Origin of the sequence: Streptomyces sp. NPDC047869 (assembly GCF_040704065.1) — a bacterium.
Taxonomy (GTDB): domain Bacteria; phylum Actinomycetota; class Actinomycetes; order Streptomycetales; family Streptomycetaceae; genus Streptomyces.
On sequence record NZ_JBEYRK010000014.1, the window covers coordinates 137,429 to 155,311 of the forward strand.

Consider the following 17,883-nt stretch of genomic DNA (forward strand, 5'->3'; position numbering starts at 1 on the left):
ATGTCACTCCCGCACGCCATCCTCACCGCCCTGCTGGAGAAGCCGTCGTCGGGCCTGGAGCTGACCCGCCGGTTCGACAGGTCGATCGGCTACTTCTGGTCCGCGACGCACCAGCAGATCTACCGCGAGCTGGGGCGGCTGGAGGGGGAGGGGTTCATCCGCGTGCTGCCGGCCGAGCAGCCGGCCCGCGGGCAGAAGAAGAGCTACGAGGTCCTGCCCGCGGGCCGCGCCGAACTGGCCCGCTGGACGGCCGAGTCGCAGGACCCCAGGCCGCACCGTGACGCGCTGTTCCTGCGGCTGCGCGCGGCCGCGGTCGTCGGCACGGCGGGCCTCGAGGCCGAGCTGGGCCGCCATCTGGAGGTGCACCGGCGGCAGTTGGCCGAGTACGAGGAGATCGAGGGGCGCGACTTCCCGCCGGGCCGGGACACCCCCGAGGACCGGCTGCGTCACCTGGTCCTGCGGGCCGGCATCGACCTGGAGACCTTCTGGACCCAGTGGCTCTCCCGGGCGCTGAAGGAGTTCACCGAACTCCCCGGAGCCGGCGGGGGGAACGGCACGCAACCGGCGGACGGCACGCCCGCCTGAGAGCCGCCGGGGCTGCCGCGCGGCGGGGCCGCGGGGCCGCCCGGACCGGTGCCGGTACCGTCCGGGCGCCGGGCCGCCGGCTCAGAGCCGGTACGGCTTCGAACGGCGGCGCAGGAACCAGACCGTGGCGGCCACGGCGGCCGTCACCAGGGTCGCGCCGATGCCCAGGGTGAGCGGGCCGTAGTCCCGGGAGGCGCCGCCGACCCCGCCCTGCACACCGCGCGGCGGGGCGGGCGTGAACGTCGACGAGGTCGTGGGCGCGTTGGACGCGCTGGGCGCGGAGACGATCACGGACTGGGTGCCGGCGGTCGTGCCGTTGGAGCACATCACGACCACCGTGTACGTGCCCGGGCTCACCCCCGACCAGGCCGCGGACTGGCTGACGGTGGTGCCCGAGAGGGCGACCTGCCGCCCCTGGGAGAAGTTCCCCTGGCGGCTGCTGATGAGGGAGGCGTTGCCCCAGCTGCCGTTGCTCTGGGTGCACGCACTGGTGACGACCGAGACCGTGGAACCGATGGTGCTCACCGATATGCCGGAGGCCGCGGCCGACGGTCCGGCGAGTGAGGCCGGAAGCGCGGCGGCGGCCGCCAGGGTCAGACCGGAGCGGAGGAGACGTCGGGAGTTGCGCATTGGCTGGCCCTCCGGCGGCACGGTTGGCGGTACGTCCCATGCGCCGCCGAGGGTCGGGAAACGTCCGTGCTGCCTCAACGGCAGCAAACGCGGCGCCGGACCCCGCCGCACCCGGACCGCGCCCAGTCGGGTGACCGGTACTCCGTCCGGCGTGCCCCGGCGCGCGCTCCGCGCCGCGGCCCCCTTCCGCCCGTCAGCCGCCCGCGTTCTCTCCCAGGATCACCGTCCGTTCGGCCGAGAAGCCGCTCCAGGTGCCGTCCGGCAGCCGCGCCCCGAGCCGCACCCGGTGCTCTTCGCCCGCCTCGCGCCCTGCGAAGAAGCTGTAGCGCGCCCGGCCGCGCGGCGGATCGCCGCCCCACACCAGTGAGGTGGCCGTGGCGCCGTCGAGCTGGATCCGGTACTCGGTGATCACCCCGTCCACGGCCGGCGGCTCCCAGGACAGGTCGATGTAGTAAGCCCCGTCGGACCGGTGGCTCGCCGCGGTGAAGGCGGCCGGCGCGGTGTCCCGGCCGTCGTCGGTGCCCGGCGTGGTGACGCGGACCGGCGCGCTCGCGGGGGAGAGGTTGTCGGCCGCGTCCCGGGCCCGCACGGTGAAGACGTAGCGGGTGCCCGGGCGCAGCCCGGTGACCACGGTCGCGCGCTGCCCGCCGCCGACGCTGTGGATCCTCGCGCCGCCCTGCTGGATCTCGTACGACACCACGCCCCGGTCGTCCCGGGAGGCGGACCAGGACAGCTGGACCGCGCGGCTGCCCGCCGCCCGTCCGGCGGGACCGGCCGGGCGGGTCGGCGCCGAGCGGTCCGCCGCCACCGCGGCCGGCGTCCGCGCCCGCACCGCCCGGCTCGGCGGCCCGAGGCGGCCGTCCGCGTCCCGGGCCCGCACGGTGAAGGCATACATGGTGGACGGCCTGAGCCTGGTGACGTCCACCATGTGCTGTGAGCCCGGCACTTCGCTGATCTTCGTGTGGCCGCTGTATACCTCGTAGACGCGGACCGCGGCGCCGCCCGCCAGCGCGTTCCACATCACGTGCACGCTCGTGGCGCTGCCCGCCGCGGCGGTGACCCCCGTCGGAGCGCCCGGGGCCCGGCCGCCGTCGGCCTCCGCCGCACCGCCCCGGCCGCAGGACGCGACCAGGACGAGGACGGCGGGGACCAGCAGGGGCGGAAGGGGAACGCGTCGCACGGCTCTGCCTCCCCGGGGACGGCGTCACGGCAAAGGTCCGGACCAATATGACCCGGCAGGAGTGGGCGTGGCAAGGGGGCCGTAACGGTGACGGTCGGGGGGCCGGACCGGCGTCGGCCCGGGCCCGCCAAGCCTTTTGGCTTTTCATCAGACGAAAGCGTCAAGGCGCTGCTCCATCCGGACTCAAAGGAGTGTCGCACTCGCCGATTGGTGCCGTTTTGGGCATGGTGTCCGGAATGTTCCCGAGGAGAGGGTCCCCCAGAGTGCGTGTCCAGACGCTGACGCTGGCCGCGGCCGGTGCCGCCCTGCTCGCCCCGACCACGCCGCCCGCCGCGGCCGTCCTCACCCGGGAGAGACCACCGGCCGCGCACGGCGAGGGCGCCGTGACCGCCGCCGACCTGCTGGACCGGGTGCGCTCCTGCGACCGGGTCTCCCGGGGCGGATACCGCACCGACGACGCCTCGTCCGCGAAGGTCTCCGTGTGCGGCACCCGCGGGGCGGTGTTCTGGAAGGCGGATCTGGACATCGACTGCGACGGACGGCCCACCGCCCGCTGCAACCGCCGTACCGATCCGCTGTTCTCGGCCGCGACCGCCTACCAGCAGTCGGACGGCCGCCATCTGAACGCCGCGTCCCTGCCCTACATCGTGCTGCCGGTCCCGAGCCGCATCTGGGACCACCGCGCCTACGGCATCCGGGGCGGCTCCGTGGCGGCCGTGATCTACCGGGACCGGGTGCAGTACGCGGTCGTCGGCGACGCCGGCCCGCGCGACATCATCGGCGAGGCCTCCTACGCCACCGCCCGCGGCCTGGGCATCCACCCCGACCCGATCCGCGGCGGAGCCGCCTCCGGCGTCACCTACATCGTCTTCAAGGACTCGCGCATCACCCCGATCGAGAACCACCGGGCGGCGGTGGAGGCCGGCGAGCGGCTGGCCCGCCGCTTCGTGCACCCGCACTGAACGCGGCCCCGCCGGGACCGGGAGCGGGGCCTCCGTCCACCGGGCCCGCGCCGGCGACGGCCCGGGCGATCGTCCCGTGGCCGTCCGCCGGTCCCGGAGCTCACTCCTTGCGGTAGCTGTACGCCTCGGCCGCCGCGGCCTCGACCGCGTCCAGGTCGGCGCCCGTGGCCGCGGTGACCACCGCGGCGACCGCGCCCTCGACGAACGGGGCGTCCACCAGGCGCGCGCCCTCCGGGAGTTCGTCGCCCTCGGCGAGCAGCGCCTTGACGGTGAGCACCGCGCTGCCGAGATCCATGAGCACGGCGACACCCGCGCCCCGGTCCACGGAGGCGGCCGCGGCGGAGATCAGCTCGGCGCTGGTGCCGAGCCCGCCCCCCTCGGTGCCGCCCGCCGGGGCGACCGGCACCGCCGTGGTGCCGCCCGCCAGGCCCTTCGCCAGCTCGGCGACGGAGGCGGCGACCTCCGCGCTGTGCGACACCAGCACGATCCCCACCAGCTTCTCGTCACTCACCGCGGGCCTCCTCGCCGGCCGCTTCCCCGAGCCCGGCGATCAGCAGGGCCGAGGAGGTGGCGCCCGGGTCCTGGTGGCCGATGCTGCGCTGGCCGAGGTAACTGGCCCGGCCCTTGCGGGCCTGCAGCGGGGTCGTGGCCACCGCGCCCTCCTCGGCGGCCGAGCGCGCCGCGGCGAACCCGTCGCCGAGCGCGTCCACCGCGGGGACCAGTGCGTCGATCATGGTCTTGTCACCGGGTTCCGCCTTGCCGAGCGCCATCACCCCGTCCACGCCCGCCCGGAGCGCCGCGGCCAGTTGCTCCTCGCTCACCTCGGCGGCGTCCCCGAGCGCCTTGCCGGTCCGGCGCAGCAGGGTGCCGTAGAGCGGCCCGGACGCCCCGCCGACCGTCGAGATCAGCAGCCGTCCGGCCAGGGTCAGCACGGCCCCTGGCGTGTCCGGTGTCTCCTTCTCCAGGGCGGACGTGACCGCTCTGAACCCGCGCTGCATGTTGCTGCCGTGGTCGGCGTCACCGATGGCCGAGTCGAGGGCGGTGAGCCGGTCCGCCTCCCGGTCGACCGACGCGGCGGTCGCGGTCATCCAACGGCGGAAGAAATCGGCGTCGAGCACTGGATCTCCTTGCATGGTAGGTAAGTTGCGCGCTTCGTCCGCCTCGTCACATCCCCCAGCGCAGCCCGGGGGTCTTCACCGGCGCGTCCCACAGCCGCAGCAGTTCCTCGTCGACCTGGCACAGGGTGACCGAGGCGCCGGCCATGTCGAGGGAGGTGACGTAGTTGCCGACGAGGGTGCGGGCCACGGTCACGCCCCGTTCGGTGAGCACCCGCTGCACCTCGGCGTTGAAGCCGTACAGCTCCAGCAGCGGAGTGGCGCCCATGCCGTTGACCAGGACCAGCACGGGGTTGTGCGGGGGCATGTCCTCCAGGAGGGCGTGCACCGCGAAGTCGGCGATCTCGCCGGAGGTCATCATCGCCCGTCGCTCCCGGCCCGGCTCGCCGTGGATGCCGATGCCCAACTCCAGTTCGCCGTCCGGCAGATCGAAGGTGGGGCTGCCCTTCGACGGGGTCGTACAGGCGCTGAGCGCCACTCCGAAGCTGCGCGCGTTCTCGTTCACCTGGCGTGCGACTGCCTCCACCCGCTCCAGGGGCTGCCCCTCGGCCGCGGCCGCGCCCGCGATCTTCTCCACGAACAGCGTGGCGCCGGTGCCGCGCCGCCCGGCCGTGTACAGGCTGTCGGTCACCGCCACGTCATCGTCGACCAGCACCTTCGCGACCTGGATGCCCTCGTCCTCGGCGAGTTCCGCGGCCATGTCGAAGTTGAGCACGTCACCGGTGTAGTTCTTCACGACGAACAGCACGCCGGCCCCGCTGTCGACGGCCGCCGCGGCCCGCGCCATCTGGTCCGGCACCGGTGAGGTGAACACCTCTCCCGGGCAGGCCGCCGAGAGCATGCCCGGACCGACGAAGCCGCCGTGCAGCGGCTCGTGCCCCGACCCGCCGCCCGAGACGAGCGCGACCTGGCCGGCCACGGGGGCGTCCCGGCGCACGATCACCCGGTTCTCCACGTCCACGGTGAGCTCCGGATGGGCGGCCGCCATACCCCGCAGCGCGTCCGCCACGACGGTCTCGGGAACGTTGATCAGCATCCTCATGGGTGCCTCCTGGCAAGCCTGGCGGGGGGCCGTCGGCCCGGTACCCGCTGGTCATATAGGGCGATGTGAGACGGCTGGAGACCTTGCTACTGGCAGTATCGGCCCTGTGGCACGGAAGGTCACGTGCGCGCCCTCGCGCACCGCGGCGTCCCGCCCCGGTGGCGGCGGGCCCGGGCGGCGGCCGCTTCGGGACGGCCGCACGGGGAACCCGGCCCACGCAAGAGCCCGGACGAGGGGGCACGCGGGCCGCCGCCCGGTGCGAGGAGGTGCCGTTTTCCGTGGACGACTGGGAGACCCCCGAGGACGTACGGCTCTCGCCGCGCGAGCGGCTCGCGCTGCTGCAGATCGAGGCGAACCTCCGGCAGGACCGCCGGCTCGCCCACCGGATGCGCGCCGCGCACCGGATGACAGGGGACCGACGGACCACCCGGAGCAGGCGGGGCATGTGGCTGCCGCTCTCCGTCCTGCTGCTGCTCACGGCGTCCGCCTTCGCGGCCGTCACCGGAGTGCGCACCTCCGCGCCCGCGCCGCTGTGGTGCTTCGCCCTGCTGTGGCCGCTCACCCTGATCCAGTCCTTCCGGCTGCTGTGCCGCGCCACCCGCCGCGCACGGCCCGGCCGCCGGCTCACCCGGTGGCTCTGAGCGGCCGCGGTGGGGCCCGGGGCCCGGACCGGCGTCCACCGGCACGGCAGACCTCCCGGCGCCCGCCGCACCCCTCGGGGGACGGCGGGCGCCGGGAGGTCCCGGCCCGACCCGGCTGCCGTGAGTCTCCTCAGCTCTCCTTGCCGCGCCCCGACATCGCGTCCCGCAGCCGGTCCACCATGCCGGCGCCGGGCGCCAGCAGCTTGTTGGCCGGGGGCTTGTCCGGGGCCATCGGGTGCGGGCGGGTCGGCGCGGTCTTCTTCGCCTTGCGCACCTTCTCGCCGAGCTCGTCCAGCGCCTCCGGCGTACAGGCCGCCTGAAGCCGCGGGAAGAGGTTCTGCTCCTCGTCGGCCACATGCGAGCGGATCTCGCTCATCAGCCGGGTCATGAGGGTGTCGAACCGCGCGTCGTCCGCGTCCAGGCCCTCCAGGTCCTTCATGATCTGCTCGGCCTGGGCGTGGTCCTCGAGCTCCTTGTCGGCGAGGGCGCCCCCGCCCTCGATGTGCTTGCGCACCGCCGGGTAGAGATAGGCCTCCTCCGCCACCGAGTGACGGACCAGTTCGATGGTGGCCTGGTCGGCCAGCGTCTTGCGTTCCTTGGAACCGGGGGGCATCGCCTCGATGCGGCCGAAGATCTCCTCGACCTCCCGGTGGTCGGTCGTCAGTTCCTGAATGACGTTTCCGCCGTGACCCATGTCCTGCCTCCTCAGGTACGCGCGGGAGCCATGCGCGGCCCGCCGCTCGTCGCTGCGCCGAGTGCCCCGCTCCGCACCCGCTACACGGCAGGCCCCCGCCGCTCAGCCCATCGAGTGGCGCCCTGCCGCCGTCCGGCCCGCCCCGGACAGCGCCCAGGCCCACCAGTGGTCCAGGATGCGCGCGGACAGCGCGCCCGCCTCGATCACCGCCGGCCACCCCAGCGCCTGTGCCTGGGCGCTCACCTTCGCGCCGCCCGCCACCGGGTCCACGGCGATCGCCGGGGTGCCGGTGCGCAGGGCGAGCACCAGGCCGTGCAGCCGGGTGGTGACCACCAGGTCGAGCCGGGAGACCAGGGCCAGGAACTGCTCGGCCGTGGCGCACAGCCGCCAGTCGTCCCCGGCCAGCCGGGTGTCGGCCGGCAGCCGCACGCAGTCCTTGGCGGCGAGCCAGCCGGTGAGACGCTCGTTCACACCCTCGTGCCTGCGGCGCCCGCCGTACTCGCCCTGGCCGTGTGTGAGCACCAGCCCGGCCACCGGCGGCAGCGGGCCCACCGGAGCCGTGGCGGCCAGGTCGCGCCGGGCGGGCGCCGGGGTGCCGTCCCGGGGCACGATCTCGTGGAAGCCGGTGACCGCCGGATCCGCCGGGTCGATCACGCTGACGCCGGCCGCCAGCCGCCGGCAGTGTGGGAACGCACGGTGCAGGGCGACGACTTGCGGGCCGTGCACCGGACCGCAGACGAAGACGAGCGTGTCGTACGCGCGCGGGTCCGCCGTCTCCAGGGACAGCGCGCCCGGCCGGAAGTTGGGGCTCCACGCGGTGTCGTGCCGGACGCCGGCCCGGTCCAGCGCCGCCGACACGTGCCGCTGCGCCAGGACGTCACCGGCCGTCGCCTCGCCGTCCAGGAAACTGAACCAGCCGGTGAGGAGCAGCCGCCGGGGCGGATGCCCGGGCCGCCGCAGCAGGCGCAGCAGGGCGTCGGGCACTTCGTCGTCCATGGGCGTCTCCCCGGGGCGGGCGATCATCCTGAGTCGCGAGTACCCGTCATTCCGGACATCATGGATCTAAGGTGTGAAGCCAACTGGTACGGGAACACCGATGCCAGTGCCGTCCAGCCAGCGGCGGCCGACGAGGGCGGTCCTCCGGATCAGCGGGGACCGGGCCCCTTCCGTCTTCCATCACAGTCCCGCTCGACGAGCCGGCGACGAGGCCGGCCGGGCCGCACACACACGCGCCGAACGCCCGCTTCCACGCGGCGTTCCGGGCGCCCCGGCGAGCCCGGCGACGCGGATGACGTGGACTAAGGACGAGCCCCCATGACTGGTGAGACCCTCGCGGTGCCCTGGCGCCGTGCCGTCGTGACCGGCGGCGCCGGCTTCCTCGGTTCCCATCTGTGCGAACGGCTGCTGGATTCGGGAGCCGACGTCGACTGCGCCGACAACCTGGTCTGCGGCCGGCGGGAGAACGTCGCCCACCTGGAAGGCCGCCCCGGGTTCCGCTACGTGCGCTGCGACGTCAGCGCGCCCGACTGCCCCCGGCTGCTGCCGGGACCGTACGACCTGGTCCTGCACTTCGCCTGCCCGGCGTCGCCCGCCGACTACCTCCGGCTGCCGCTGGAGACACTGGACGCGGGCAGCCTCGGCACCCGCAACGCCCTGACGATCGCCGAGCGCGACGGCGCCCGCTTCCTGCTCGCCTCCACGTCCGAGGTGTACGGTGACCCGCTCGTCCATCCCCAGCACGAGGGCTACTGGGGCAACGTCAACCCGGTCGGCCCGCGCAGCGTGTACGACGAGTCCAAACGGTTCGCCGAGGCGCTCGTCACCGCGCACGCCGGCACCCTCGGCGCCGACGCCGGGATCGTCCGGCTGTTCAACACGTACGGACCGCGCATGCGCGCCCACGACGGACGCGCCGTGCCCACCTTCATCAGCCAGGCCCTGGCCGGCGAACCGCTCACCGTGACCGGCGACGGCAGCCAGACCCGTTCGCTGTGCTACGTCGACGACACCGTCGACGGGGTGCTGCGGGTGGCGGCCAGCCGGTCGGTGCGGCCCGTCAACATCGGCGGCGCCGACGAGATCACCATGGCCGACCTCGCCCGCCGCGTGGTCGCGCTGACCGGCTCCCGCTCGCCGATCGCGTTCGTCGACCGGCCCGTCGACGACCCCGGCCGGCGCCGCCCCGACACCGCGCTCGCCCGCGAACTGCTCGGCTGGGCCCCGCAGGTGCCCTGGGAGGAGGGCCTGAAGCAGACGATCGCCTACTTCACCGCCCTGTCCCCGGAGGAGCGCACCCTGCCTCCGCGGGAGCCCGTCCGGTCCCCGGACGGCCGGACATCACCCCCGGACGAGGAGCCGGCCGCACGGACCTGACCACTCGACCGCCCCGCCCGCCGCACAGGAGACAGCGCATGCACGTCCTCGGTATCAACGCACTCTTCCACGACCCCGCCGCCGCCCTCGTGACGGACGGCAAGGTCGTGGCGGCGGCGGAGGAGGAACGGTTCTCCCGTCGCAAGCACGGCAAGCGGCCCGTCCCCTTCTCCGCCTGGGAACTGCCCGAACTCTCCGCCCGCTGGTGCCTCGAACAGGCCGGCCTGGCTCCGTCCGACCTGGACGCCGTGGCCTACTCCTACGACCCCTCGCTGGCCCGCCCGGCCGAGCGGATGGGCCTGCACGACCCTTGGGACCACCTGCGCCAGGAGTACGCGCGCCGGGCTCCCGGCTTCCTCGCCGAGGCGCTGCCCGGCCTGGACCCGGCCAAGGTCCGCTTCGTCCCGCACCACGTCGCGCACGCGGCCTCCGCCGGACCCGTCTCGCCCTACCCGGACTGCGCAGTCCTCGTCCTGGACGGCCGCGGCGAGTGCGGCTCCCACCTGGCCGGCCGGTACACCAACCGCGAGCTGACCGTCCTCGGCACCCAGGAACTGCCCGACTCCCTGGGCCTGTTCTACGAGGACCTCACCCACCACCTCGGATTCCTGCGCAGCAGCGACGAGTTCAAGGTGATGGCACTGGCCTCCTACGGCACCCCGCGCTTCGCCGGCCGGCTGCGCGAGTACGTCGGGGCCGACGACCGGGGCGGCTTCCGGGCCCGGCCGGTGCCCTGGGCCTCCCTCGTCCCGCCGCGCGAGGCGGGCGGAGCCTGGAGCCAGGACCACGCCGACCTCGCGGCCAGCGCCCAGCTCTGCCTGGAGGAGACCGTGCTCGTCCTCGCCCGGCGGCTGCGCGAGCGCACCGGCGAGGACGCCCTCACCATGGCCGGCGGCGTCGCCCTGAACTGCGTCGCCAACACCCGGATCTGGCGGGAGAGCGGCTTCCGGCACGTGTGGGTGCAGCCCGCCGCCGGGGACGCCGGCACCGCCCTCGGCGCGGCCGCCCACGTGGCCGGCCAGAAGGACACCCTGGAGCCGATGCCGACCGCCGCGCTCGGCCGCGGCTGGAGCGACACCGAACTGCGCGACTGGCTCGAGCGGGCGGCGGTGCCCTACGAGGAGCCCGCCGACATCGCCGAGACGACCGCCGGGACGCTCGCCGCCGACGGCATCGTCGCCTGGTTCCAGGGCCGCAGCGAGTACGGGCCGCGCGCCCTCGGCCACCGCTCACTGCTCGCCCACCCCGGACACGCCGCCAACCTGGAACGGCTCAACGCCGTCAAGGGACGCGAGGAGTTCCGGCCGGTCGCGCCCATGGTCCTCGCCGAGCGCGCGGCGGAACTGTTCGACGGCCCGCTGCCCAGCCCGCACATGCTCTTCGTGCACGACGTCGCGGCCGCCTGGAAGGACCGCGTCCCGGCCGTGGTGCACGTCGACGGCACCGCCCGCATCCAGACCGTGGACCGCGCGCAGGAGCCGCTGATGGCCCGCGTGATCGACGGGTTCGAGCGGCGCACCGGCCTGCCCGTGGTGGTCAACACCAGCCTCAACACCGCCGGCCGGCCCATGGTGGACGACCCCCGGGACGCCCTGGAGTGCTTCGGCTCCGCCCCCGTCGACCTGCTGGTCCTCGGTCCGTTCGCCGTCCGCCGCGGAAAGGCCTTCGCATGAGCGCCGCTCCCGCCTACACCGTCGTCGTCCCGACGATCGGCCGTCCCTGTCTCGCCGAGTGCCTGCGCGCGCTGGCCGCGGCCCAGGGCCACCCGCCGCACGAGGTGATCGTCGTCGACGACCGGCCCGCCACCGACCCCGACACCGGCCTGCCGCTGGAGGCCGCCGGCCAGCTCCTCGACCGGGTGAGGGCCCTGCACACCGGCGGCAAGGGCCCGGCCGCGGCCCGCAACGCCGGGTGGCGGACCGTCCGTACGCCCTGGACCGTCTTCCTCGACGACGACGTCCAGGTGCTGCCGGACTGGTCCCGCAGACTCGCCGACGACCTGAGGGCGGCCGGCGAGCACGCCGGCGGCATCCAGGGACGGCTGCGTGTCCCCCTGCCCCTGCACCGCCGGCCCACCGACTGGGAGCGCACCACCAAGGGCCTGGAGAACGCGGCCTGGGCCACCGCCGACATGGCGTACCGCACCGCCGCGCTCATCCAGGTCGGCGGCTTCGACGAGCGCTTCCCGCGGGCCTTCCGGGAGGACGCCGACCTCGCCCTGCGCATGGAGCGGGCCGGCTGGACCCTGCACCGCGGCACCCGCCTCACCCGGCACCCGGTCCGCCCGTCCCAGTGGTGGGCCTCGCTGCCCGCGCAGCGCGGCAACGCCGACGACGCCCTGATGAGCCGGCTGCACGGCCGCGACTGGTGGGCCCGCGCCCAGGCCCCCCGGGGACGGCTGCCGGGGCATGTCGCGGTGACCGGCGCCGCGCTCGCCTCCGCCGTCTGCGCGCTCACCGGCCGCCGCCGCACCGCCGCGGTCTGCGCGGCGCTGTGGACGCTCGGCACGGCCGAGTTCGCCCTCGCCCGGATCCGGCCCGGCCCCCGCACCGCCCGCGAGATCGCCGGGATGCTGGGCACCAGCGTGCTCATACCGCCGCTCGCGGTACGGCACTGGCTGCGCGGAGCCGTCCGCCACCGGGGTGCCGTACCTCTGGGAGGCGCCGCGTGAGCACGGACCGGCCGCCCCTCCGCGCCGTCCTGTTCGACCGCGACGGCACCCTGCTCGCGGACGTCCCCTACAACGGCGACCCCGACCGCGTCCGCCCGCTGCCCGGTGCCGCCGAGGCCGTGGCTCTGGCCCGCCGTGCGGGGCTCGCCACCGCCGTGGTCAGCAACCAGTCGGGCATCGGCCGCGGACTGCTCACCACCGGCCAGGTCCACGCCGTCAACGAGCGGGCTGACCGGCTCCTCGGCGGCCTCGGCACCTGGGTCTTCTGCCCGCACACCCCGGACGACGGCTGCGCCTGCCGCAAGCCCCGCCCGGGTCTCGTCCTCACGGCCGCCGCCCGCCTGGGCGTCCGCCCGGACCGGTGCCTGGTGATCGGCGACATCGCCGCGGACCTGCTGGCCGCCCGGGCGGCGGGCGCCCGGGGCGTCCTCGTCCCCAACGCGGCCACCGCGCCCGCCGAGGTGCGGCGCTTCGCCGCCCAGTGCGCCCCCGACGTCCTCACGGCGGTGCGCACGGCACTGGGCACCCCGGCACGCGAGCACCGTGCCCACGATGGGAGGCGGTCCCCGTGAAGGCGCTCGTCGTCCGGCTCGACAGCTTCGGTGACGTGCTGCTCGCCGGCCCCGCCGTCCGTGCCGTCGCCGCGCACCGCTCGCACGTCGCCATGCTGTGCGGCCCGCGCGGCGCCGAGGCCGCCCGGCTGCTGCCCGGCGTCGACGAGGTGCTGGTGTGGGATGCGCCCTGGGAGGGCTTCGACCCGCCCCCGGTCGTCGCCGCCGACGTCCACGCGCTGGCCGGGCGGCTGCGTGCCGCCGCCTTCGACTCCGCCCTGATCCTCACCTCCTTCCACCAGAGCCCCCTGCCGACCGCGCTCGTGCTGCGCCTCGCGGGGATCGGGCACATCGGCGCCGACAGCACCGACCACCCCGGCCGGCTGCTGGACGTCCGCCACCGGCGGCGGCCGGGCCGGCACGAGATCGAGGCGGCCCTGGACACCGCCGCCGCGATGGGCTTCCCGCTCCCGCCCGGCGACGACGGCCGCCCGCGGGTGCTGCCGCCGCCCGACACCGACGCCCTGACCGGCCACGGCCCCTACGTGGTGCTGCACCCCGGCGCCACCGCCCCCGCCCGTGCCTGGAGCCCCCACCGGTGCGAGGAGGCGGTCGCGCTGCTGGCCGACGCCGGGCACCGCGTGGTTGTCACCGGCGGGCCGGACGAGACCGCCCTCACCCGTGGGGTGAGTGCGGACCTGGCCGTGGACCTCGGCGGCCGCACCACCCCACGCACCCTCGCCGGGGTGCTGCGCGCGGCCGACGTCGTGGTGAGCGCCAACACCGGCCCGGCACACCTGGCGGCAGCGGTCGGTACCCCCGTCGTGTCGCTGTTCGCGCCCGTCGTCCCGGCCGGCCGCTGGGCGCCCTACGGCGTCCCCGTCATCCTTCTCGGCGACCAGACGGCGCCGTGCGCGGACACCAGGGCCCTGGTCTGCCCGGTGCCCGGCCACCCCTGCCTGGACGAGGTCACCGGACAGGACGTGGTGCGCGCGGTGCACAAGCTCATCCAGGAGCGGCAGTCATGAACATCCTCGTCTGGCACGTGCACGGATCCTGGCTCACGGCCTTCGTGCGGGGGCCGCACACCTACCTGCTCCCGGTCACCGAGGACCGCGGACCCGACGGCCTGGGCCGCGCGGTGACCTGGGACTGGCCCGCGACGGTGCTCGAACGGACCCCCGAGCAACTGCGCGACACCGACATCGACCTGATGGTGCTGCAGCGTCCGCACGAGATCGGCCTCGCCCGGCGCTGGACCGGCCGTGTGCCCGGTGCGGACGTGCCCGCCGTGTACGTCGAGCACAACAGCCCCGACGCGTCCCCGGAACGGCAACTCCACCCGCTCGCCGGGCAGACGGAGATCCCCGTCGTCCATGTCACCCACTTCAACCGGCTGATGTGGGACAGCGGCAGGGCACCGGCCGAGGTCGTGGAGCACGGCATCGTCGACCCCGGCCACCGCTGGACCGGCACCGAGCGCCGCGCCGCCGTCGTGGTCAACGAGCCGGTGCGCAGGGGCCGTACCACCGGAACGGACCTGCTGCCCCGGTTCGCCCGCTCGGCGCCCCTGGACGTCTTCGGGATGCGCACCGAGGGTCTCGCCGGACACCTCGGCCTGCCCGCCGAGCGCTGCCGCGCCCGGGACCTGCCCCAGCACGAACTGCACGGCGCGATGGCCCGCTGCCGGCTGTACCTGCACCCCGTGCGCTGGACCTCGCTCGGCCTGTCCCTGCTGGAGGCCATGTTCCTGGGCATGCCGGTGGTCGCCCTGGACACCACCGAGGTCCGCGAGGCGGTCCCCGCGGGCGCCGGCGTGGTCTCCAACCGGCTCGACGTCCTCGAGGACGCCGTACGGACGTTCCTCGCCGAACCGGACCACGCCCGCCGCACTGGGCAGGCAGCCCGTGCCGCGGTCCTGGCCCGCTACGGAGAACGACGCTTCCTCGACGACTGGGAGCGCCTGATCAAGGAGGTCACCCGATGAGCCGCATTCCGCCCCCGGCCGGGCGCGTCGCCATGGTCTCCGAGCACGCCAGCCCGTTGGCCGCGCTCGGCGGACCGGACGCCGGCGGCCAGAACGTGTACGTGGCACAGGTGGCCCGGCAACTGGCCCGCAAGGGGTACCGGGTCACGGTGTACACCCGGCGGGACTCCACCGGACTGCCGGACCGGATGACCCTCATCGACGGCGTCCAGGTGGTGCATGTGCCCGCCGGGCCGCCCGCACCCGTACCCAAGGACGAACTGCTGCCCCACATGGCCGCGTTCGGCGCCTTCCTGGCCCGGCAGTGGGCCGTCGACCCACCCGACGTGGTGCACGCCCACTTCTGGATGTCGGGCCTCGCCGCCCTGACCGGCACCCGGGGCCTGGGCATCCCCGTCGTGCAGACCTACCACGCCCTCGGCACCGTCAAGAAGCGCTACCAGGGCGCCGACGACACCAGCCCGCCCGAGCGCGTCGCGATCGAGGAGGCCGTCGGCCACGAGTGCGCGCGGATCATCGCCACCTGCTCCGACGAGGTGGCCGAACTGCGGGCCATGGGCCTGCCGGAGGACCGCGTCGCGGTCGTGCCCTGCGGGGTCGACCCCGACCAGTTCGCGCCGTCCGGCCGCCCCCGGACGCTGCCCGGCGGCCGCAGACGGCTGCTTGCCGTCGGCCGGCTCGTGCCCCGCAAGGGCTTCGACCGCGCCATCCGCGCCCTCGCCGGGATACCCGACGCCGAACTCCTCGTCGCCGGCGGCCCCGAGGCGGAGCTGCTGGGCACCGAGCCGGAGGCCCGGCGGCTGCACGCCATCGCCGGCGAGTACGGCGTCACCGACCGGGTGACCCTGCTCGGCGGGGTCGGCCGGACCCGGATGCCGCGCCTGATGGCCGGCGCCGACCTCGTGCTGTCCCTGCCGCGCTACGAGCCCTTCGGCATCGTCCCGCTCGAGGCCATGGCCTGCGCCACCCCGGTCGTCGCCACTGCCGTGGGCGGCCAGCTCGACACGGTCGTGGACGGCACCACCGGCGTCCACGTCCCGGCCGACGACGACCACCACCACCTCGGCGAAGTCGTCCGCGAACTCCTCGACGACCCCGGCCGGCTCGCCCGCCACGGCGCCGCCGGCCGCGAACGGGTGCTGGCCCACTACACCTGGGACCGCGTGGCCGACGGAGTGGCCGGGGTGTACGGCGCCGTGTCCTCGATGCCCTCGCTCTCGGAAGTCGCCCGATGAAGGGAGCCGCCCGATGAAGACCGTCACCGACACCGCGCACTGCGACGACCTGATGAAGGCCCTGGAGATGTTCCGCGACCAGGGCTCCCTCATTGAACGCTGGGGCGCCGAACTCGCCCGGCGGCTGGGCTCGGGAGGCCGGCTGCTCGTCGCGGGCAACGGCGGCAGCGCCGCCCAGGCGCAGCACCTCACCGCCGAACTCGTGGGCCGCTACCGGGACGACCGGGCGCCGTTCTCCGCGCTCGCCCTGCACGCCGACACCTCCTCCACCACCGCGATCGCCAACGACTACGGCGTCCAGGAGGTGTTCGCCCGTCAGACCGCCGCACACGGCCGCCCCGGCGACGTGCTGATGCTGCTGTCCACCAGCGGTGCCAGCGCCAACCTGCTGGCCGCGGCCGACCGCGCCCACGGGCTCGGCATGACCGTCTGGGCGCTGACCGGCAGGGCCCCGAACCCCCTGCACCTGGCCGCCGACGACGCGCTGTGCGTGGACGCGCCGGTGGCCGCCACCGTGCAGGAACTGCACCTGGTCGCCGTGCACATGCTCTGCGAGTCGTTCGACCAGGCCGTCGAACGGGGCGTGGCGGAGGGAGGCACGGCGGAGGGAGGCACTGCGGAGGGAGGCACGGCGGACGGTCGAGGTGACGGCCGGCCCGGTGTCGACGGCCGATCGGACAGCCGGGCGCGGGGCCGGGCGGACGGCGCCCGGCCGGACGGCCACGGCCGCACCGCGGGCACCCGGGCGCGGCGGGGGGAGGGAGACGCATGAAGACCCCAGGTACCCCCCTGGTCGTCGTCGGGGACGCGCTGCTCGACCACGACCTGTGCGGCCGGGCCGAGCGGCTGGCCCCCGACGCGCCCGTGCCGGTGGTGCACGGCACCCGGCGCAGCTCCCGTCCGGGCGGTGCGGCCCTCGCCGCCTGCCTGGCCGCCTCCGACGGCCGCCCGGTCACCCTTGTCACCGCCCTGGGCGACGACGCGACCAGCGGCATCCTGCGGGACCTGCTGGCCGGCCGCGTCGACCTGGTCGAGGTCCCGCTGGACGGCGAACTCGGCAGCAAGACCCGCGTACTCGCCGGAGACCGGCCGCTGCTCCGCCTCGACGACGGCGACGGACGCGCCCGCGAGGCGAGCCGGGCCGCCCTGGCCGCGGTCCGCGCGGCGGACGCCGTCCTGGTCGCCGACTACGGCCGGGGCACCGCCGACGTCCTCCGGGAGGCGCTGGCCGGCGCCGCCGCGCGGGCGCCCGTGGTGTGGGACCCACATGTGCGGGGCGGCCCGCCGGTCCCCGGTGTACGGCTGGCCACCCCCTCCGCCCAGGAGGCCCGCCTCCTGGCCCGGCGGCCGGCCGGGGACACCGGCAGCGCGCCCGGCGACGGAGGCGTACTGCGCACGGCCGCCCAGGACGCCGCCGCGCTCGCCCGGGCCTGGCGCGCGCACGCCGTCGCGGTCACCCTGGGCGAACGCGGCGCGCTGCTCTCCTACGGCGAGACCCCCCTGCTGGTGCCGGCCCCGGCCACCGCGGCGGGCGACCCCTGCGGGGCCGGGGACCGGTTCGCGGCGGCCGCCGCCGGGCTGCTCGCCGACGGCGCCTTCACCGAGGCGGCCGTCCAGGCTGCCGTGCACGCCGCCACCCGGTACGTCGCCGAGGGCGGCGCCCGCGCCGTCGCCGTGCCCGAGGCGCCGGACACCCCACCGGAACGGCCGGCCGGCGAGGACTGCGCGGCCGCCGCCCGGCGCACCGCCGCCCGGGTACGGGCCGCGGGCGGCACCGTGGTCGCCGCGGGCGGCTGCTTCGACCTGCTGCACGCCGGCCATGTCGCCCTGCTGCAGGCCGCGCGCCGGGCCGGTGACTGCCTGATCGTCTGTGTCAACTCCGACGACTCGGTGCGCCGGCGCAAGGGCGGCGGCCGGCCCCTGGTCCCGGCGGCCGACCGGGTACGCGTGCTCAGCGCGCTGGAGTGCGTCGACGCGGTCGCCGTCTTCGACGAGGACACACCGGAACGCGTCCTCGGCGAACTGCGCCCCCACATCTGGGCCAAGGGTGGCGACTACGCCCGCACCCGGCTGCCCGAGCAGCCGCTCGTGGAGAGCTGGGGCGGCCAGGTCCTCCTGCTGCCCTACCTCGACGGCCGCTCCACCACCGGCCTCGCCCGCCGCGCGGCCCTGGCACCCGCCCGCACCGAAGGACCCGTCCAGTGACCCGCTTCCCGC

At 75.6% G+C, this 17,883-nt stretch carries 19 protein-coding genes; 12 read left to right on the plus strand and 7 right to left on the minus strand.

The features are described 5' to 3' along the window. The gene (locus AB0924_RS20030; RefSeq protein ID WP_366912057.1) at positions 1–585 is read left to right on the plus strand and encodes a PadR family transcriptional regulator; all 585 of its coding nucleotides are present in this window, start codon (positions 1–3) and stop codon (positions 583–585) included. An 81-nt stretch (positions 586–666) separates the two neighbouring features. Here AB0924_RS20030 and AB0924_RS20035 read toward each other — a convergent pair whose 3' ends face one another. Both AB0924_RS20035 and AB0924_RS20040 read right to left on the minus strand, forming a co-directional pair. Further along, positions 667–1,215, minus strand: coding sequence for a hypothetical protein (locus AB0924_RS20035; protein WP_358934209.1), 549 nt, complete (start codon positions 1,213–1,215; stop codon positions 667–669). A gap of 193 nt (positions 1,216–1,408) precedes the next feature. Beyond that, positions 1,409–2,395 (minus strand): fibronectin type III domain-containing protein, encoded by a 987-nt coding sequence (locus AB0924_RS20040; protein ID WP_366912058.1) that lies wholly within the window; start codon positions 2,393–2,395, stop codon positions 1,409–1,411. Between the two features lie 263 nt (positions 2,396–2,658). On the opposite strand from AB0924_RS20040, the gene AB0924_RS20045 reads away from it, so the two are divergent. Further along, positions 2,659–3,357 (plus strand): glycoside hydrolase family 75 protein, encoded by a 699-nt coding sequence (locus AB0924_RS20045; RefSeq protein WP_358934213.1) that lies wholly within the window; start codon positions 2,659–2,661, stop codon positions 3,355–3,357. A gap of 100 nt (positions 3,358–3,457) precedes the next feature. Here AB0924_RS20045 and AB0924_RS20050 read toward each other — a convergent pair whose 3' ends face one another. Genes AB0924_RS20050 through dhaK form a run of 3 tightly spaced genes read right to left on the minus strand, consistent with a single transcriptional unit; the run spans position 3,458 to position 5,514 of the window. Continuing rightward, positions 3,458–3,868, minus strand: a complete 411-nt coding sequence (locus AB0924_RS20050; RefSeq protein WP_359554707.1) for a PTS fructose transporter subunit IIA — start codon at positions 3,866–3,868, stop codon at positions 3,458–3,460. Then, a complete protein-coding gene (dhaL, locus tag AB0924_RS20055; protein ID WP_358934216.1) occupies positions 3,861–4,475 on the minus strand; it encodes a dihydroxyacetone kinase subunit DhaL in 615 nt (204 codons plus the stop codon). Before dhaL ends, AB0924_RS20050 begins: the two co-directional genes overlap by 8 nt. Before the next feature lie 46 nt (positions 4,476–4,521). Continuing rightward, positions 4,522–5,514 carry a dihydroxyacetone kinase subunit DhaK gene (gene dhaK / locus AB0924_RS20060; protein WP_358934218.1) on the minus strand — a complete coding sequence of 331 codons (993 nt, stop codon included), beginning with the start codon at positions 5,512–5,514 and terminating at the stop codon, positions 4,522–4,524. Between the two features lie 278 nt (positions 5,515–5,792). Between dhaK and AB0924_RS20065 the strand changes: the two genes are divergently transcribed. Further along, positions 5,793–6,155: a DUF3040 domain-containing protein gene (locus tag AB0924_RS20065; protein WP_358934220.1), complete on the plus strand. Its 363-nt coding sequence runs from the start codon at positions 5,793–5,795 to the stop codon at positions 6,153–6,155. A 130-nt stretch (positions 6,156–6,285) separates the two neighbouring features. Here the strand turns inward: AB0924_RS20065 and AB0924_RS20070 are convergent, their stop codons facing one another. Continuing rightward, positions 6,286–6,849 (minus strand): hemerythrin domain-containing protein, encoded by a 564-nt coding sequence (locus tag AB0924_RS20070; RefSeq protein ID WP_358934222.1) that lies wholly within the window; start codon positions 6,847–6,849, stop codon positions 6,286–6,288. Positions 6,850–6,951: 102 nt separating this feature from the next. Next, complete coding sequence (locus AB0924_RS20075; protein WP_358934224.1) at positions 6,952–7,845, minus strand: polysaccharide pyruvyl transferase family protein; 894 nt, start codon at positions 7,843–7,845, stop codon at positions 6,952–6,954. 318 nt (positions 7,846–8,163) lie between these two features. On the opposite strand from AB0924_RS20075, the gene AB0924_RS20080 reads away from it, so the two are divergent. The 9 genes from AB0924_RS20080 to AB0924_RS20120 are packed head-to-tail and all read left to right on the plus strand — an operon-like array spanning position 8,164 to position 17,871. Further along, positions 8,164–9,222: an NAD-dependent epimerase/dehydratase family protein gene (locus AB0924_RS20080; RefSeq protein WP_358934226.1), complete on the plus strand. Its 1,059-nt coding sequence runs from the start codon at positions 8,164–8,166 to the stop codon at positions 9,220–9,222. Positions 9,223–9,260: 38 nt separating this feature from the next. Further along, complete coding sequence (locus AB0924_RS20085; protein WP_366912059.1) at positions 9,261–10,895, plus strand: carbamoyltransferase C-terminal domain-containing protein; 1,635 nt, start codon at positions 9,261–9,263, stop codon at positions 10,893–10,895. After that, positions 10,892–11,893, plus strand: a complete 1,002-nt coding sequence (locus AB0924_RS20090; RefSeq protein WP_358934230.1) for a glycosyltransferase — start codon at positions 10,892–10,894, stop codon at positions 11,891–11,893. Before AB0924_RS20085 ends, AB0924_RS20090 begins: the two co-directional genes overlap by 4 nt. Beyond that, positions 11,890–12,465, plus strand: a complete 576-nt coding sequence (locus AB0924_RS20095; RefSeq protein ID WP_358934233.1) for an HAD-IIIA family hydrolase — start codon at positions 11,890–11,892, stop codon at positions 12,463–12,465. The genes AB0924_RS20090 and AB0924_RS20095 overlap by 4 nt, the downstream gene beginning before the upstream one ends. After that, a complete protein-coding gene (locus AB0924_RS20100) occupies positions 12,462–13,472 on the plus strand; it encodes a glycosyltransferase family 9 protein (RefSeq protein ID WP_358934235.1) in 1,011 nt (336 codons plus the stop codon). Before AB0924_RS20095 ends, AB0924_RS20100 begins: the two co-directional genes overlap by 4 nt. Continuing rightward, entirely contained in the window at positions 13,469–14,431 is a 963-nt protein-coding gene (locus AB0924_RS20105) for a glycosyltransferase (RefSeq protein ID WP_366912060.1), read from the plus strand. Before AB0924_RS20100 ends, AB0924_RS20105 begins: the two co-directional genes overlap by 4 nt. Continuing rightward, positions 14,428–15,666: a glycosyltransferase gene (locus AB0924_RS20110; protein WP_366912061.1), complete on the plus strand. Its 1,239-nt coding sequence runs from the start codon at positions 14,428–14,430 to the stop codon at positions 15,664–15,666. The genes AB0924_RS20105 and AB0924_RS20110 overlap by 4 nt, the downstream gene beginning before the upstream one ends. A 13-nt stretch (positions 15,667–15,679) precedes the next feature. Beyond that, entirely contained in the window at positions 15,680–16,438 is a 759-nt protein-coding gene (locus AB0924_RS20115) for an SIS domain-containing protein (protein WP_366912062.1), read from the plus strand. Continuing rightward, positions 16,435–17,871 (plus strand): PfkB family carbohydrate kinase, encoded by a 1,437-nt coding sequence (locus AB0924_RS20120; RefSeq protein ID WP_366912064.1) that lies wholly within the window; start codon positions 16,435–16,437, stop codon positions 17,869–17,871. Before AB0924_RS20115 ends, AB0924_RS20120 begins: the two co-directional genes overlap by 4 nt. Positions 17,872–17,883: the final 12 nt, after the last annotated feature.

What these genes read in the sequence shown, in the direction of transcription:
- AB0924_RS20030 (WP_366912057.1), top strand. Translation starts at nt 1, where the DNA reads ATGTCACTCCCGCACGCCATCCTCACCGCCCTGCTGGAGAAGCCGTCG.
- AB0924_RS20035 (WP_358934209.1), bottom strand. Translation starts at nt 1,215, where the DNA reads ATGCGCAACTCCCGACGTCTCCTCCGCTCCGGTCTGACCCTGGCGGCC.
- dhaK (WP_358934218.1), bottom strand. Translation starts at nt 5,514, where the DNA reads ATGAGGATGCTGATCAACGTTCCCGAGACCGTCGTGGCGGACGCGCTG.
- AB0924_RS20070 (WP_358934222.1), bottom strand. Translation starts at nt 6,849, where the DNA reads ATGGGTCACGGCGGAAACGTCATTCAGGAACTGACGACCGACCACCGG.
- AB0924_RS20075 (WP_358934224.1), bottom strand. Translation starts at nt 7,845, where the DNA reads ATGGACGACGAAGTGCCCGACGCCCTGCTGCGCCTGCTGCGGCGGCCC.
- AB0924_RS20080 (WP_358934226.1), top strand. Translation starts at nt 8,164, where the DNA reads ATGACTGGTGAGACCCTCGCGGTGCCCTGGCGCCGTGCCGTCGTGACC.
- AB0924_RS20085 (WP_366912059.1), top strand. Translation starts at nt 9,261, where the DNA reads ATGCACGTCCTCGGTATCAACGCACTCTTCCACGACCCCGCCGCCGCC.
- AB0924_RS20090 (WP_358934230.1), top strand. Translation starts at nt 10,892, where the DNA reads ATGAGCGCCGCTCCCGCCTACACCGTCGTCGTCCCGACGATCGGCCGT.
- AB0924_RS20105 (WP_366912060.1), top strand. Translation starts at nt 13,469, where the DNA reads ATGAACATCCTCGTCTGGCACGTGCACGGATCCTGGCTCACGGCCTTC.
- AB0924_RS20110 (WP_366912061.1), top strand. Translation starts at nt 14,428, where the DNA reads ATGAGCCGCATTCCGCCCCCGGCCGGGCGCGTCGCCATGGTCTCCGAG.
- AB0924_RS20115 (WP_366912062.1), top strand. Translation starts at nt 15,680, where the DNA reads ATGAAGACCGTCACCGACACCGCGCACTGCGACGACCTGATGAAGGCC.
- AB0924_RS20120 (WP_366912064.1), top strand. Translation starts at nt 16,435, where the DNA reads ATGAAGACCCCAGGTACCCCCCTGGTCGTCGTCGGGGACGCGCTGCTC.